This window comes from Paraglaciecola hydrolytica (genome assembly GCF_001565895.1).
In the GTDB taxonomy this organism is placed as follows: Bacteria; Pseudomonadota; Gammaproteobacteria; order Enterobacterales; family Alteromonadaceae; genus Paraglaciecola; species Paraglaciecola hydrolytica.
Genome location: NZ_LSNE01000015.1, coordinates 93,478 through 108,421, shown reverse-complemented (window position 1 = coordinate 108,421; position 14,944 = coordinate 93,478). Strand labels below are relative to the sequence as shown.

The window sequence follows — 14,944 nt, the reverse complement described above, 5'->3', positions numbered from 1 at the left end:
TGCTTGAGTGATCAAGTATTGTGGGTGTTCAATTTCACTGATGAGCACACTATGTATTCTATGACACCTGCCATGCAACTATGCATGGCAATATCCCAAGCACAAAGTCAGTTGGCCAATTCCCTCAATTCAACATTGAGTTGCCACGGTATTAGCTTTACTGAACTGATGGTGCTACATGAATTAGCCTCTGCTCCCAATCTTACTTTGCGCCGCATAGAACTGGCCAATAGTGTGGGTTTGAGTGCCTCAGGCGTAACCCGTTTATTATTACCCCTCGAAAAAATTGGCCTTATCCAAAAAGAGCAAAATGCTCGGGATGCCAGAGTCAGTCTGGTGAAATTAACACCAGTAGGTCAGCAGTTATTGATCGATGCTATGCAGAGCTTTGAAAATAGAGCGGATAGCTCAACTCAAACTCTGACTGAAACCCAGTTGCAACAATGTCTGGCATTACTGGCTCAGTTGCAAAACCAGAGTAATTGAATCACAACTGATGTGATAGCGTATTTAAGTCATTTGGAATACCGATGAAAGATCTAACCCAAGGCTCAATTCCAAAACATCTGCTCAATATGGCACTTCCCATCGCCACTGTGATTTTGCAAAGTTGGGTGAGTTGATTATTGCTTAAGAGGCAATTTAGCTTAGGCCTGAATTTTTCAAAAACCGATTTGTAACAAGCTTAAATTATCCTGTGGGATGGAAACAAATACAGGGGTATAAAGTTTGATATGTTTAAAACATGTGTGGCTGTTAGCATCGCCGCAGGCAGTCGTGGATAATGCTCATTCACAAACAAGTACTGTTGTTGGTGGTATTTTTGCAGATTTTAATCCACGCAAAAATGGTAATTTACTAAGTTAAAGATATTGATTAGCGCGACATGTTGAAATGTATTTTGTTATGCTTTACGCAAAGCTTTTAGCGTTATTTATTTAGAGGAGTATCTGGTGTTAGAAGGCGTTGATCAGCCCGATTTAAGATTGCGCGAAATTAATCGATTAAAAAAGAAGATTACTTTTGGCAATATTTCCAATTTTTATCATTCGGTGTCAACCTCACTGGGTTTGGCTGAGGGCATGTATAAATACGGCTTCGAAAATTCTTTAGATATTCTGCTCGATAAAAAGAATTGGAATTTAGAATTATTAGGTGGCCGCGAAAATGGCATTGGTGATATTGAATGCCAAAAAATGCCACGTTTATCTATTTATAAATTATTTACTCAATATGGCTTCGAAATTCACTGTATTCCTTGGTTAAAAGATCGGGAATTTGAACGGGAGTTACGTAATGTGCCAGAGATGGAATTTAAGAGCTGGAATCCATCGTTAATGAAAGTGGTGTTTCGTATTTCTCAGTTACATAAGTTTATGCTGTATTCTTTTGAGCACGGTGATGAAGCTGATTTGGAGTTGATTAAATATGCCCATAACATTACCGAAGATTTTATTGAAGACTTACAAACTAAACTGAATATTCAAAAAGTGCATGGCATATCAGTCAAAGGTTTTTATGATTATGCTGAAAAAAAGTTTAAAAATGGTGAGCCCGTTTATTTACCCCCTGTCTATCGTTTTGATTAAACCTCACGTTATGCATTACATCAGCTTTATGCCCTAAAGCTGATGGGTGTGTAGATTAATGCTGCACAAAATAAACCACAAAACGCCTGCATTTATACCCAGCCATTCCTTATTTGAATAATCAACGCAGTTATAGGCTATTTACTGTTATTACCTGAGCCAATTCAGTTGCTTGGGTCAGCCTTATTTATTAGTGTTAATGAAATTAGCCATTGGCATTTTCTACAAATGACGTTTAAACAGTTCATCATAGCTACAGTTTTACTCTTTTCCTTAACGTTTTCAGCACGTAATTACGGCGCACATTTATTGCAGGTGGATGATAGTTATACGGTGGCAGAGCGTTTTGTTCGTAATCAAAAAAACTATCCTGAAATATCCTGGCCGACCATGAGTTTTACTCAGGGGCAACAATGGATGAATGACGTGCCTTATCGTCAGGTGGAGGGGCGAGAACTGCATTTAGATGTATTTCTTCCGGGTGACGCCGCGAAAAAAGCGCAAATGGAACGACGTACAGCCATTTTATTGGTTCACGGTGGTGGTTGGCGCAGCGGCAATAAATCACATTTTTATCCGATGGCGAATAAACTGGCGCAATTGGGTTATGTGGTGGTATTGCCGGAATATCGTTTGTCAGTTGAGGCTCAGTATCCCGCAGGTCTGAACGATATTAACCATGCCATTATTTGGGCTAAACAGCATGCTGAAGAATTGGGTTTTGAGCCGAGTCGCATGGTAATCGGTGGTGGATCGTCGGGTGGGCAGATGGCCGCGTTACAGGGGGTTACAGCAGACACTGATGTGTTTAAACAAGGGCTGACAGCTCAAGATACTAGCGTCGCTGCCATAATTGATTTGGATGGTGTTCTGGATTTTACTTCAGCCTTGGGTCTTGCCAATGAAAACGCCAAAGGTGAAGAGTCTGCAGCGGCATTATGGTTCGGTGGCTCATATGAAAAAATACCACAGCGGTGGCATGAGGCTTCAGCCGCCAGTCATATCAATGCAGCCACTCCGCCCATGTTGGTTATCAGTAGTAGTCACTTGCGTTTTACGGCAGGTAAAGAGCAAGTGTTTGAACAGCTACAGCAACTCGGGATCCCCCACCAGTATCATGAATTTAAACAGTTGTTTCATACCTTTTGGTTATTTGATCCTTACCTTAGCCAAACGGTTAAGTTAACTGATCAGTTTTTAAAACGACACATGCCTGCGCCGGAAGTAAAATGAAAAAAAAACTCTGCATACTTTGGTTAATCTGTTCCGCGACTGCGCAGGCTGATGTGTTACCTAAGTGGCTGGGTAAGGTTGATATGCTGGTCAGCCAACAAAAACTTGCGACAAGCTACCCGCAATATTCGACTATCAATGAGGCATTAGCTGCTGCGAGTATTACCCCAACAAAACATCAGCGTATCTACATAAGGCAGGCAAAGAAGCGTTACATGCAAAGAGGGCAGGCAAGTTAGACAATGTTAGTGATGAATTGGAGCGGATGGAAAAATCCAGTCGAATGGTATTTGATTACCTCAGTAGTATTGAGGTAAAAGCCAGAACGTTATAAGTTTTTAAGAAAATCTACCGTGGTATTGCTTATTCAATCTTATAACCAATACCATAAACTGAATGTAACAGTTCGGTTTCAGGTAGAGCTTGAGCCAATTTATTGCGTAAATTTTTCATATGACTATCAATAGTGCGCGAGCTGACTATGCGATCATCGTCATAACTGCTGTGCATTAAACTGTCACGGGAAAACACCACCCTTGGTTTTTTGACTAAGGCAAGTAACAGTCGAAATTCTACTGGGGTTAACTCAACTAACTGCTGATTAACCAGACATTGAAATCGTTCAAGATTCAAGTTAATTGCTTTATAAGTGACAACTTGTGGATCAATGGGCGAGGCTTTAATTTGAGTTCGGCGCAAAACTGCTTGCACCCGCGCCACCACTTCTCGAGCCGAAAAGGGTTTGCATACATAGTCATCGGCGCCAAAGCCCAAACCCATTAAGCGGTCTATTTCATCTATTCTGGCAGTCAACATTAAGATAGGTACGGCAGAAAACTGACGAACTTCTTTACATATACTCAAGCCATCTTTGTTAGGTAACATGATATCCAAGATGACGAAGTCTGGCTGGTGTTGTTTGATATGTTCGACAGCACCTAATCCGTCATGCAACACTTCAACGTTAAAGCCTTCTTGTTGTAAAAAATCCACCAATATTTTGGCAATTTTAGGCTCGTCTTCAATGACTAAGATAGTGGCTACTGTGTTCATTATGATTCTCTCCCACAAGGTAAAATGACCTCGATTTGTAATCCACCTAATTTACTGGGCTTAGCGTTTATACTACCTTGGTGCGCTTCCACAATGTTTTTACAAATACTCAAACCTAAGCCTGCACCGCTACTACGTCTTGTTCTGGCAGAATCTTGCCGATACAAAGGGTCAAACAAAAACTGGCATTCTGTCTCAGATGCCGACGGTGGGGTGTCGTCAATTAACATGACAATGCAGTCTTGCTGGTGAATAAGTTGAATGGCAATTTTTCCGGGGGCATCGGTATAGTTAATGGCATTGTTCAATAAATTGTTAAGCAACTGCTCTATACGGCGTGGATCGGCATTCAGCCAAAGGGCATCGGCAGACTCAATAGTTAAATCGATGCCTTTATTTTGAATAGTCTGACTGAGTGTATTGAGGGAGTTCGCTAGGCTATCGTTTAAATTAATCCGGCTAAATTGATAGCGTAAACCACCAATATCTGACAGAGATAATTCATACAAGTCGTCGACTAAATGTCGTAACACCGCAGTTTCTTGTTCTAAAGAGCTTAGTTGCTGTTGATTAAAAGGTCGTAGGCCTGCTTTTAAAGTATCTATTTCACCGCTCAACACTGTTAGTGGGGTACGCAATTCGTGGGATATGTCGGCTAACCAACGGTTTTTGGCAGTACGATTTTTGTCTAAGGTGACTGACAAATGTTGCACATCGTCCATTAGTTGCCCTAACTCGTCGTGTCTATTGTGCTCAAAGCGTAAGTTGTAATTCCCCTTTGACAATTGGGACACGCCGCTTAGGACTTTTTTCAAGGGTTGTAAAAGTAGTCGTGCTAATAGCCAAGACATCAAACTGGCAAGCACAAGGCAGATGAGTCCAATTAATAAACTAGTCCACAATTGATCTCGGGAAAAAGCGCTCGCCAAGGGGGAATCTAGATTGGATCGTGGCCAACTACGTAATTCGCCAATGAGTTGGTTATTTAAAAACAGTGGCACGCGAATTTCGTTGCTTTGATCTTGATGTTGATTATCGCCAGCCAGCCAATTGCCTTGATGATCAAATAGGGCTGTCGGAGGTCCTATTTCTGACTTTGCATTGTTGTTCAATCTAGGTGGACGTTGTGTATTATCTCCTCCCCGAAAATGCGATGGAGGGGATTGCGCCCCTATTGGCGGAGGGCGCCGTCCTGGTCGTGCCCCGATGTGCTGATTTAAATAATACTCCAAGCCATTAAATAGAATGTTTTGCCAGTTGTTGTCTGCACTGGTGTAGTCCACTAACAACTCTTCGGCGACCAGTTGTAAACGCTGGTTTTCTTGACCACTAATAAAGTCTAAAAAGCCGCGCTCAAAACTCCACCTTGCCAGTGACAATGTGGCAAGCAAAATTACGCTGGTTAGGCCAAGTAAGGACCAAAAAAGTTTATTGGATATATTCATATTTGCAGTATATCGAGAGAAATCCCAACAACCTAGCCCTTAAGATTGAATAGCGAGGTTCTCCATTAAATCTGCACTGGTTCTGCACAATCAACGATTATGCTTACAAACAGCGTAATTTGATGGAAACAAGACATGAAAATTTTCGCAATAAACAAACTTTGGTTTGCTGTTTTACTAATAAGCAGTTTACTGAGCTTAGGTGGTTGTGGTGGCTCCACTGATGAGTTGACGACCGATAGCAATGACAACAATACCACTGATGATTTTGGTACTGGCATTTTACATAATGCTTATGCTGAGTTCGATGATAATAATGTCACTGTGGTATTAAGCGGTAGCAAGGTGGTGCTAGAAACCAATGGTTTACCTAATCATACGTCGCCCTATTGGTCAAATACCACGGCTCGTAGCGGTGGTGGAATTATTACAGCAGCAGCTGCCAGCAACCATGTCTTGTTTGTGCCTCCAAGTACCACAACATATTCACATATGGCCCCGGGCAATATTGATGATTTTGTGGGTACCTACACTTTAACCGTAGCTAATAATCCAAGCAAAGCGACGTCAAGTTCAGCCACGGGATTAGGTGCAATCGGTATTGCCGTCAGTGGTGCTGTTATTTACAACGATGAGGAAGGCCCCGGTATTCCTTTAGATGGCGCGCTTAGTAGTTTAGATTTTAATGGTGCCCATACCGGTCCACAAAGTTATCACTATCATTTAGAGCCTATTTCTTTTTCAGAAGATGATAGTAATTTGATCGGTGTTATTGCCGATGGCTTTTTTCTATATGGTCGCAAGTGTAATTCTACTGGCACCTATCCCACTGATTTAGATGAGTCGGGTGGGCATACTTCAATCACTCAGCATAGCCAAGCAGCTGAATATCACTACCATATTCAAAACGAAGTGTATTTGGGTTCATCTTACATATTATTCCCAGGTAATTATCAAGGTACGGCCAATGCGATCCGTTAATAATATCGTTGTGCTGACATTGTTGCTTAATATTGGCCAAACGATGCTGCTGATAATGGCAACTAATCTTGGGATGCTGACCTTTGTCAGTGCAGCCATGGCAGATGCTGAGCCCTTGTTAAATCTACAAGCGAACCAAGCTGTTGTGCCCAGCAGTGAGATTAGCATTGCTGCTAATACCGGGTTACGCATGTACCAAGGTTCGCCATTTAGTGGTCAATCTGTTGAATATTACCCCTCCGGTCAACTAGCCAAGCTGGAGAGTTTTAAGCTGGGTTTGCGCCATGGCAAGCTTAAACAATGGTTTTCTCACGGGGTTTTAGCCTTTGATTCGCAATACCTAGATGGTCAATTGGAAGGGCCAACTACAAGCTGGTGGAGTAATGGTAATTTACGTTCCATTACTCCTTATGTGGCCGGTAAGGTGCATGGTGTCACTGAACAGTGGTATGCCAGTGGCGAAGTATTTAAAAAAATGCACTACCTCGAAGGTCAGGAAGAGGGACTGCAACAAGCTTGGCGGCGTAACGGCAAGTTATACAGTAATTACGAGTATAAAAATGGTCGGGTGTATGGCCTTAAACGAGCGAACATGTGCGTAGGATTAGAAAATGAAAAAATATCTTTGGCTGATTAGTTGCCTAATATTGAGTTTGGCATTACACGCAGAACAACATGCCAAGGAAGATAATAAAATATCTGCCTTGCCTTATTATGGTAGTGCAGAATTTACACCTCATTGGTTTAGTGAAAATAGCCCTGAATTAATTAATTTTCATCAAGTTTCAGACTTTAAATTGATCAATCAACAAGGTGAATACATCACGCAAGATAAGGTCAAAAACAAAACCTATGTGGCCAGTTTTTTCTTTACTTCATGTCCAGGAATTTGTCCCAAGATGCGTTCGCAGTTGTCCAAGGTACAAGATAAATTTATGGAAAATAACGATGTCATGATCATTTCACATTCTATTCAACCGTCCAATGATACGGTCGACGTTTTGCAAGCCTATGCCCAAGAGAACGATATTAACGCGGGTAAATGGCAACTACTTACGGGTGACCAAGATGAAATTTATGCTTTGGCACGTAATGCGTATTTTGCCAACGAAGACTTAGGTGAATTTGTTAGCCAACAAGACTTTTTGCACACCGAAAACCTCGTACTAGTGGATGGCAACAGACATATCCGTGGCATTTACAATGGCCTAAATAATACATCGGTTGAGTTGCTGCTGAAGGACATTAGGCTCTTGCTGAGCGAGCGTAAACTGCAACATTAAGATTGCCTATTGACCAACGTTTGGCACTTATACAGTTCGAATAATGAATCTATAGAACATAGAATAACCATAAGCTCATTTGTATTTTGAGCTTATGGTATTGCAAAAACATTATTATTTTTTGCTATACCACGGGTCGGCAGCTAATGCTAAAAACATAGAGTTAGTCGCACCGCCTCCCATTACATATTCAGTTTGTTGCCAAAAATAGCGCCATATTTTTAACTCGGACAAGTCGGGGCGGATCAACGCTGTATCTGAGATGACGCCAGGAATATGCGACCAGTCTGCACGGTTTACGCCATAAGCTACTAAGGCCGATTCAGAGCCCACGCCCGAGACAAATGACATGGTATTGTTATCGGGGGGTACACCTAATAAAAGTTAAGTGCATTGAGGTAAAAGTCGCTACTGGTATGTTGTGGCCAGCTTCTGTGGAAAAGTACTGTTGCATACCAAAACGTTGAATATCCCAACCCGCTCACTATGTTGAATAACGGTCACTCCAGTTTGGTGGCCATAAGGGTAATTCCAACTTAGTCCTACATCTTCAGGTTGCTTGGGTATATATTCTATGCACTATAAAGCATAAGCTCTTATGAAAAATGCTGAGAGAGTTAAAAAACTAACAAATACCAATTTGTTTTAAAATGTTTTTCGAAGAGGAACTTTTTGTTAATGGATTGTTTGGTGTAAGCTAGATTATGCTGCAATTTATTCACAATTTTGTCGATAATAACTTGATATTAAAGCCAATTTTTATTTGTTAGATAATAAAGATATTAATCTATGAAATATTATGCAATTTGAAGGTGTTAAGCTGTGCTTTAATCGTTAAAATGCAGATGTTATTACTTAAGGTGTCACGGTAATGCGCTTTATCAGCAGTTAAGCTACTCTTTGAGCTGCCAAGGTCGCACACCATCATTCAAGTTAAAATTGGAACGCTATGAAAACTCTATCTGATATTGGCCTAATTGGCCTTGCTGTTATGGGTGAAAACCTGATCCTGAACATGGCGAGTAAAGGTTTTACCGTCACTGCCTATAATCGCTCCACTGACAAAGTAGAGAGTTTTATTAATGGTCGTGCTAAAGGATTATCCATTCGCGGAGCTTTTTCTGTAGAAGAATTAGTCCAGTCTTTAGAACGTCCACGCAAGATCATGATCATGGTTAAATCGGGTGCACCGGTTGATGCCACTATTGAGCAATTAGTACCGTATTTAGACAAAGGCGATATCATCATTGATGGTGGTAATACTCATTTCCCTGACACTATTCGCCGCGAAAAGTATTTAGCTGAAAAGGGCCTACATTTTGTTGGCGCTGGCGTATCAGGCGGTGAAGAAGGCGCGTTAACGGGTCCTTCGATTATGCCTGGTGGTTCAAACGAAGCATGGCTAGCAGTTAAACCAATTTTCCAAGCTATCTCTGCCAAAGTGGATGATGGTTCACCTTGTTGTGATTACGTTGGTCAAAACGGTGCTGGTCACTTTGTCAAAATGGTGCACAACGGCATTGAATACGGCGATATGCAGTTGTTGTGTGAAGCCTATCAAATCATGAAAGAAGTACTTGGCATGTCTGCCGACGAAATGCATGAAGTATTCAAACAGTGGAATACTACTGAATTAGACAGCTACTTAGTTGAAATTACCCGCGACATCCTTGCCTATAAAGACGAAGACGGCAGCCCACTGGTTGAAAAAATTCTCGATACCGCCGGCCAAAAAGGTACAGGTAAATGGACAGGCGTTATCGCGCTAGATTTAGGCGTACCTCTAACCCTTATCGCTGAATCAGTTTTTGCCCGTTGTATATCAGCCCTTAAAAGCGAGCGTGTTGAAGCCGCTAAAGTGTTAACTGGCCCCACTAAATCTTTTAATGGTGACAAAGCCGCCTTTATCGAAGATTTACGCCAAGCAGTATTGGCTTCTAAAATTGTTTCTTACGCGCAGGGTTATACCTTGATGCGTGAAGCGGCTAAAGAATACAACTGGGATCTGAACTACGGTGGCATTGCGTTAATGTGGCGTGGTGGTTGTATTATTCGTTCGGCTTTCTTAGGCAAGATTAAAGAAGCCTTTGATAAAAATCCTAGCTTAAATAACTTGTTGTTGGATGACTACTTCACCAATACCGTGGTTAATGCCCAAGACGGTTGGCGCCGTGTGGCAATGAGTGCCATCAGTAACGGTGTGCCTGCACCTTGTTTAACCGCTGCGCTTAACTATTTTGATGGTTACCGCACAGAGCGTTTACCGGCTAACTTGTTACAAGCCCAACGTGACTATTTTGGTGCTCATACCTATGAACGTACAGATAAACCTCGTGGTGAATTTTTCCATACTAACTGGACAGGCCGTGGTGGAAATACTGCGTCTTCTACCTATAACGCTTAAATACAGTTACCAGCGTGTTTGCTGGTATTAAGTGAATACCTGATGAAAGCCTCTTACACCTCAATGTAAGGGGCTTTTTTGTCGCTATTGGCACTTAATCAGTATTAAGCGGTATTTATGAGTTGCTGATCTTTTCGGCTATTTGTCGGTGCATTAAAATTCCACCTTTGTATTGATTAGTTTTTATACCACACCTCGACGCTTAAGCGCTTTTACAGCATAATAGCCTATTGATTTGCCTAAATATTCTTTACAATGTTACATTGCTTAGTTGAGAAGCAAATTCATCACAAATATAAAAACGGTAACAAGCCACTATGTCACAAGCGATTTACGAATTTCCGCTCAATGAAAAGGTCAGAACGTACCTGCGCCTCGAGCAACTGTTTAAACAGCTTGTGAATGCTAATTCGGCCACAGAAAACTGGCAATTTATTCACTTTTTCAGCTCATTATTTACTTTATTAGATTTGTTAGAACGCCTTGATTTACGTAACGATGTACTCAAAGACATTGAATTACATGAAAAAAATCTGGTTATTTGGTCACAACATCCGAATATCGACACCGAAGCGTTGCAACAGTCATTACAAAAAATCCTGCGTTTGCGCGAGTCTTTAAAAGGCACTAAAAAAATCGGTGCTGATTTAAAAGAAGAACGCTTTTTGGCTTCAATACGTCAGCGTTTTAGCATACCCGGTGGTACTTGTAGCTTTGATTTACCCAACCTACATTATTGGTTACAACAAGCCAATGCGGATAAAATACGTCAGGTACAAACTTGGATGCAGGAATTAAGTGCCATTAAAGAAGCGATTGAAATTACTCTGTCGTTTTTACGTGAGCGTGGACGTTTTGTGCAATATGAAGCTGAAAAAGGTTTTTATCAGGGTATCGCCGAAGATAAAAACGAATTGATCCGCGTATTTAGCTCTACCGATCAAGGTTATTACCCGATGTTAAGTGGTAATAAATATCGCTATGCGATCCGCTTTACGATGTTTACCCCCTCGATGCAAGGCAATAGCTCGGTAGATGCGGTAGTCCCTTTTAAACTTGCTTGTTGCTGATCTTGAGATACTGATTTAAAAATGAAAGTAGAGTGCCCTAACTGCAAAAAAAACGTCGAATGGTCAAGTGCCAGCCAATTTCGGCCTTTTTGTTCAAAACAATGTCAGCTTATTGACTTAGGTGAATGGGCAAACGAAGAAAAAGCTATCCCTTGTGCTGCCAATAAAGATCAGGAGCTGCTTGCTTTGCCAGATATCGAAGATATTGAGGCATTGCTCGCCGAACAAGGCGATGACTTTTTTCAATAAGTTTGTATTCCAAAAGCAAGCCTAATCTAATCAGATAATTCATCTTTAATCTATTTTTAAGATTAAGCCCATCGTATTTATCAGTTTCCCTTGTTGGGCATATTTTCTTACTATGCTTGCACTGATTGCTTATCTACTAACAAGGAACAACGATGTCCAACTCTACTTTTCAAGACAAAACCGGCCAAGCCGTACCCAATGTTACTTTTGCTATGCGTGTTAACGATGAATGGGTAAACCGTACAACTGAAGAATTATTCAAAGGTAAAACCGTGGTGGTTTTCTCTCTACCTGGAGCCTTTACCCCAACTTGTTCGTCAACTCATTTACCTCGTTATAACGAACTCGCGGCTACTTTTAAAAGCCATGGCGTAGACGAGATTATCTGTATGTCAGTTAACGACACTTTTGTAATGAACGCATGGGCAAGTGAGCAAGAAGCTGCCAATGTTACTTTGATCCCAGATGGTAATGGTCAATTCACCCAAGGCATGGGTTTATTAGTAGACAAAGCGGACCTAGGTTTTGGCAAACGCAGCTGGCGTTACTCTATGCTGGTGAAAGACGGCATAGTAGACAAAATGTTTATTGAACCTAATAAACCAGGTGACCCTTTTGAAGTATCGGATGCTGATACTATGCTGAGCTACATTGCACCTAATGCAGTTAAACAATTGCCAACTACGATTTTGACTAAACCAGGTTGCCCGTTTTGCACTAAAGCTAAGGCCTTGTTAAAAGAAAAAGGTTATCAATATGAAGAATTGGTAATGGGCAAAGAAGTGTCTTTCACCAGCCTAAAAGCTTTGTCAGGCAAAGAAACCTGGCCACAAGTATTTATCGGTGGCAAACACATAGGTGGAAGTGACGACCTAGCGGCGTACTTCGCCTAATTAGAAAATGCATGCGCCATGCTTATCAAGCATGGCCTGCGGCCACCAAACTTACTTTGCTGGGCAAGCTGAAAGCATGCGCTGCGCGCACTTATCGCTTCGCGACTAAGATTATCCGCTAGCGCTTACGCCTTCCTTGGCGATTTTTCAAACCACGTCCCGTGGCTCGACTCACTTTTTACCAATAGCCGTAAAAAGTAAGCAAAAAGGGCCGCTCTCCAACCAACTTTCTATTCCAATTTCAGCCCCAACTTGTTTTCAAACCGGCGCGGAGAGCACGTCTCGATAACTGCTCCCTGCGTTATTCTACCTTCCTGCATCCATGCAGGTCGCATGTACTCATCTCGCCTTGCCAGACATCCATGTCTGGTCATTTGACAAGATGAGACTGAAATTGGGTAAGTTGGAGTCGAGAATAAATGGCCTACGGCCACAAAGCCTATGGGCTCCGCGCACAAACGCAAATAAGTCCCACCACTTGATGAGTCAAATCAGGTTCAACTCAGGAATAGGTCGTTTAGTGTGCCCAGCACATATCTTAGTGGGCGCAGCCCATTGCGTTGTAAGCGCAGCTTATAATCTCAGTGGCCGTAGGCCATGTTTGTCAGCCATGGCGCAGGCCCCAATTTGTCGTTATAGTATTGCCACATTAACTACTTTAAGTTCTGTTACATGAAATCACTTTTTACCACTTTGTTACTTGGCCTGACTTTGGCTTTTTATGTCTCTGGCTCTGTGCTTAATGCGCAGTCTTTAGATACGGCCTTTGATCGTTTTGCGCAGATTTACCAACAGGAACTGGGCTCTACCCAAGGTTGCCAAGAGCCAAAGTTGCAAGAGTTTGCGGTTTGTTCAAGCGCCTTACGTGGTGATGGCAATGCGCCCTATATCTTGCATCACGGTAAACCCACCGACAAAGTGATAGTGTTATTTCATGGTTTAAGTGATTCACCCTTCTTTTTGCGTTCCATCGCGGGTGCTTTTCATCTGGAAGGTTACAACGTGGTAGTGGCTCTATTACCCGGCCATGGTTTGCTTAACGCTGATGCCGATATGCAAGACTCTGAACTGGCTAATCGTTGGCGTAAACGAGTGGCAGATATTAGTGAACTGGCTATCAACCTTGGTGATAGTAAGTATATCGGCGGCTTTTCTACCGGAGGAGCTTTGGCTACTGAATATGTATTAAAGCAACCTGGTGAATATAAAGGCTTATTGCTGTTTTCTGGCGCCTTACGTTTAGATTCAACCGTAGAAACGCTGGCTAATGTCTGGGGCATGCGCTGGGTAGCTAAGTTGATGGATGGGGACTATCAAACAGCAGGTCGTAATCCGGTTAAATACCCTAAAGTATCCACTTACGCCGCCTTGCAACTGGTCGATGTAATTAGTTCAGTACGGGAAAAAATTAAACAAAAATCGGTGTTAAATCTACCTATTTTTGTGGCTCACTCGCAGGCTGATGCCACTACCTTAATTCAAGGCGTAAAAGATTTAATGGCGGCCAATCAAGGTCAAAATAAGTTTTTCGAAATCCCCCTTAGCGAAAATGTCTGCCATGCAGATTTGGTGATCAGCGATACTCAGTTGCAAGATATGCATTATGACATGAGCAATTTAGGTGAGGTTGAAGCCTGTTCAGTGCCACAAGCTAATCCATTGCATACGGCTATGATAGCGGCTGCTATCACTTACCTGAACGAGAATTAATAATGCAAACTTGGGTAGCCTTATTTCGCGGTATTAATGTTGGGGGAAATAATATTCTACCAATGAAAGCACTGCTTGATTTAATGACTCAGGTGGGCTGTGAAGAGGCACAAAGTTATATTCAAAGTGGCAATGTACTGTTTAAATATAAGGACGTTAATAAAGCCGAGCTTGCCACATTATTATCCACTTTGGTTGAACAGCATTTTGGTTTTAAACCTAAGGTATTATTATTGAGGGCTGATGAATTTTGCCAGTTATTAGCTAATAATCCCTTTAAACAAGCCTACGAGCAGCCCAAAAATCTACATTTATTCTTTTTAGACGAACCAGCTAATTCAGCGGATATAGAAAAGTTAAATGCATTAAAATCGGCTACTGAACAATTCGACCTACAACAAGATGGCTTTTATCTCTACGCTCCCGATGGCATTGGTCGTTCAAAGCTAGCAGAAAAAGTTGAAAAATGTTTAGGTGTTGCGACAACAGCCCGTAACCTTAATACCTTAGTTAAAATTTCAGAATTGTTGGCTAAGCTCGCCTAATGTGTGAGCTTAAGCAACCTTCTAATTTCTAGCGGAGTTACTTCATGCATTTAGTCTGTGCTGCCTGCAAGGCAACCAACCGTATACCAGAGAGTAAACCTTATCTTGAAGCCAAGTGTGGCAAATGTCAGGCGAGTTTATATGCTAATAAACCCGTTGAGCTTAACGATGACTCGTTTTATAAATATATTGAAAAAAATGACATGCCCGTACTGGTGGACTTTTGGGCGAGTTGGTGTGGGCCTTGTCAGGTGATGGCGCCGATTTTTACTAAAGTGGCATCGCAATCACCGGGTTTGTTGTTTGCTAAAGTGAATACTGAACAAGCCCAGCAAATTTCTGCAGAGGCGGGTATCCGCAGTATTCCTACTTTGATCTTGTTTAAGCAAGGCAAGGAGCTGGCACGTATGTCGGGTGCACTTAATGAAACACAACTCAAACAGTGGATTATGCAAAACTTACCTAAATAGCGCTGTGGTTAGACATTTT

Annotated in this window: 17 protein-coding genes; 14 read left to right on the top strand and 3 right to left on the bottom strand. The window is 41.8% G+C overall.

All coding sequences use genetic code 11. The features are described from left to right. Positions 1–51 precede the first annotated feature (51 nt). From AX660_RS20520 to AX660_RS20505, 4 genes are all read left to right on the top strand, one after another. Complete coding sequence (locus AX660_RS20520) at positions 52–486, top strand: MarR family winged helix-turn-helix transcriptional regulator (RefSeq protein ID WP_068381714.1); 435 nt, start codon at positions 52–54, stop codon at positions 484–486. A 467-nt stretch (positions 487–953) separates the two neighbouring features. Then, positions 954–1,589: a hypothetical protein gene (locus AX660_RS20515; protein WP_082769050.1), complete on the top strand. Its 636-nt coding sequence runs from the start codon at positions 954–956 to the stop codon at positions 1,587–1,589. Between the two features lie 228 nt (positions 1,590–1,817). Continuing rightward, a complete protein-coding gene (locus tag AX660_RS20510; RefSeq protein ID WP_068381711.1) occupies positions 1,818–2,822 on the top strand; it encodes an alpha/beta hydrolase in 1,005 nt (334 codons plus the stop codon). Further along, positions 2,819–3,061, top strand: a complete 243-nt coding sequence (locus AX660_RS20505) for a hypothetical protein (protein ID WP_068381453.1) — start codon at positions 2,819–2,821, stop codon at positions 3,059–3,061. Before AX660_RS20510 ends, AX660_RS20505 begins: the two co-directional genes overlap by 4 nt. A 124-nt stretch (positions 3,062–3,185) precedes the next feature. Here AX660_RS20505 and AX660_RS20500 read toward each other — a convergent pair whose 3' ends face one another. Together AX660_RS20500 and AX660_RS20495 are read right to left on the bottom strand one after the other, a co-directional pair. Further along, on the bottom strand, positions 3,186–3,875 hold the full coding sequence (locus tag AX660_RS20500) for a response regulator (protein WP_068381450.1): 690 nt from the start codon (positions 3,873–3,875) through the stop codon (positions 3,186–3,188). Next, positions 3,875–5,320: a HAMP domain-containing histidine kinase gene (locus AX660_RS20495; RefSeq protein WP_068381448.1), complete on the bottom strand. Its 1,446-nt coding sequence runs from the start codon at positions 5,318–5,320 to the stop codon at positions 3,875–3,877. Before AX660_RS20495 ends, AX660_RS20500 begins: the two co-directional genes overlap by 1 nt. A 135-nt stretch (positions 5,321–5,455) precedes the next feature. On the opposite strand from AX660_RS20495, the gene AX660_RS20490 reads away from it, so the two are divergent. From AX660_RS20490 to AX660_RS20480, 3 genes are read left to right on the top strand one after another with little or no spacing between them, the layout of a single operon-like run. Further along, positions 5,456–6,301: a YHYH protein gene (locus AX660_RS20490; protein ID WP_068381445.1), complete on the top strand. Its 846-nt coding sequence runs from the start codon at positions 5,456–5,458 to the stop codon at positions 6,299–6,301. Then, positions 6,288–6,938 (top strand): toxin-antitoxin system YwqK family antitoxin, encoded by a 651-nt coding sequence (locus AX660_RS20485; protein ID WP_235594798.1) that lies wholly within the window; start codon positions 6,288–6,290, stop codon positions 6,936–6,938. Before AX660_RS20490 ends, AX660_RS20485 begins: the two co-directional genes overlap by 14 nt. Beyond that, positions 6,913–7,584: an SCO family protein gene (locus AX660_RS20480; protein ID WP_068381442.1), complete on the top strand. Its 672-nt coding sequence runs from the start codon at positions 6,913–6,915 to the stop codon at positions 7,582–7,584. The genes AX660_RS20485 and AX660_RS20480 overlap by 26 nt, the downstream gene beginning before the upstream one ends. Before the next feature lie 114 nt (positions 7,585–7,698). Here the strand turns inward: AX660_RS20480 and AX660_RS23510 are convergent, their stop codons facing one another. After that, positions 7,699–7,935, bottom strand: a complete 237-nt coding sequence (locus AX660_RS23510) for a hypothetical protein (RefSeq protein ID WP_068381439.1) — start codon at positions 7,933–7,935, stop codon at positions 7,699–7,701. Between the two features lie 598 nt (positions 7,936–8,533). On the opposite strand from AX660_RS23510, the gene gnd reads away from it, so the two are divergent. From gnd to trxC, 7 genes are all read left to right on the top strand, one after another. Beyond that, positions 8,534–9,988: a decarboxylating NADP(+)-dependent phosphogluconate dehydrogenase gene (gnd, locus tag AX660_RS20470; RefSeq protein WP_068381436.1), complete on the top strand. Its 1,455-nt coding sequence runs from the start codon at positions 8,534–8,536 to the stop codon at positions 9,986–9,988. A gap of 317 nt (positions 9,989–10,305) precedes the next feature. Continuing rightward, positions 10,306–11,058, top strand: a complete 753-nt coding sequence (zapD, locus tag AX660_RS20465) for a cell division protein ZapD (RefSeq protein WP_068381434.1) — start codon at positions 10,306–10,308, stop codon at positions 11,056–11,058. Positions 11,059–11,079: 21 nt separating this feature from the next. Then, positions 11,080–11,307, top strand: coding sequence for a DNA gyrase inhibitor YacG (gene yacG, locus AX660_RS20460; RefSeq protein ID WP_068381431.1), 228 nt, complete (start codon positions 11,080–11,082; stop codon positions 11,305–11,307). A 152-nt stretch (positions 11,308–11,459) separates the two neighbouring features. After that, complete coding sequence (locus AX660_RS20455) at positions 11,460–12,200, top strand: glutathione peroxidase (protein ID WP_068381428.1); 741 nt, start codon at positions 11,460–11,462, stop codon at positions 12,198–12,200. 672 nt (positions 12,201–12,872) lie between these two features. Beyond that, positions 12,873–13,910 (top strand): alpha/beta hydrolase, encoded by a 1,038-nt coding sequence (locus AX660_RS20450; protein ID WP_068381425.1) that lies wholly within the window; start codon positions 12,873–12,875, stop codon positions 13,908–13,910. A 2-nt stretch (positions 13,911–13,912) separates the two neighbouring features. Next, positions 13,913–14,455: a DUF1697 domain-containing protein gene (locus tag AX660_RS20445; RefSeq protein WP_068381421.1), complete on the top strand. Its 543-nt coding sequence runs from the start codon at positions 13,913–13,915 to the stop codon at positions 14,453–14,455. Between the two features lie 44 nt (positions 14,456–14,499). After that, positions 14,500–14,925 (top strand): thioredoxin TrxC, encoded by a 426-nt coding sequence (trxC, locus tag AX660_RS20440; protein WP_068381418.1) that lies wholly within the window; start codon positions 14,500–14,502, stop codon positions 14,923–14,925. Positions 14,926–14,944: the final 19 nt, after the last annotated feature.

Coding starts and splice junctions, on each gene's coding strand:
- AX660_RS20505 (WP_068381453.1), top strand. CDS start 2,819: ATGAAAAAAAAACTCTGCATACTTTGGTTAATCTGTTCCGCGACTGCG.
- AX660_RS20480 (WP_068381442.1), top strand. CDS start 6,913: ATGAAAAAATATCTTTGGCTGATTAGTTGCCTAATATTGAGTTTGGCA.
- yacG (WP_068381431.1), top strand. CDS start 11,080: ATGAAAGTAGAGTGCCCTAACTGCAAAAAAAACGTCGAATGGTCAAGT.
- AX660_RS20500 (WP_068381450.1), bottom strand. CDS start 3,875: ATGAACACAGTAGCCACTATCTTAGTCATTGAAGACGAGCCTAAAATT.
- AX660_RS20495 (WP_068381448.1), bottom strand. CDS start 5,320: ATGAATATATCCAATAAACTTTTTTGGTCCTTACTTGGCCTAACCAGC.
- AX660_RS23510 (WP_068381439.1), bottom strand. CDS start 7,935: ATGTCATTTGTCTCGGGCGTGGGCTCTGAATCGGCCTTAGTAGCTTAT.
- AX660_RS20490 (WP_068381445.1), top strand. CDS start 5,456: ATGAAAATTTTCGCAATAAACAAACTTTGGTTTGCTGTTTTACTAATA.
- zapD (WP_068381434.1), top strand. CDS start 10,306: ATGTCACAAGCGATTTACGAATTTCCGCTCAATGAAAAGGTCAGAACG.
- trxC (WP_068381418.1), top strand. CDS start 14,500: ATGCATTTAGTCTGTGCTGCCTGCAAGGCAACCAACCGTATACCAGAG.
- AX660_RS20510 (WP_068381711.1), top strand. CDS start 1,818: ATGACGTTTAAACAGTTCATCATAGCTACAGTTTTACTCTTTTCCTTA.
- gnd (WP_068381436.1), top strand. CDS start 8,534: ATGAAAACTCTATCTGATATTGGCCTAATTGGCCTTGCTGTTATGGGT.
- AX660_RS20455 (WP_068381428.1), top strand. CDS start 11,460: ATGTCCAACTCTACTTTTCAAGACAAAACCGGCCAAGCCGTACCCAAT.
- AX660_RS20485 (WP_235594798.1), top strand. CDS start 6,288: ATGCGATCCGTTAATAATATCGTTGTGCTGACATTGTTGCTTAATATT.
- AX660_RS20520 (WP_068381714.1), top strand. CDS start 52: ATGTATTCTATGACACCTGCCATGCAACTATGCATGGCAATATCCCAA.
- AX660_RS20445 (WP_068381421.1), top strand. CDS start 13,913: ATGCAAACTTGGGTAGCCTTATTTCGCGGTATTAATGTTGGGGGAAAT.
- AX660_RS20450 (WP_068381425.1), top strand. CDS start 12,873: ATGAAATCACTTTTTACCACTTTGTTACTTGGCCTGACTTTGGCTTTT.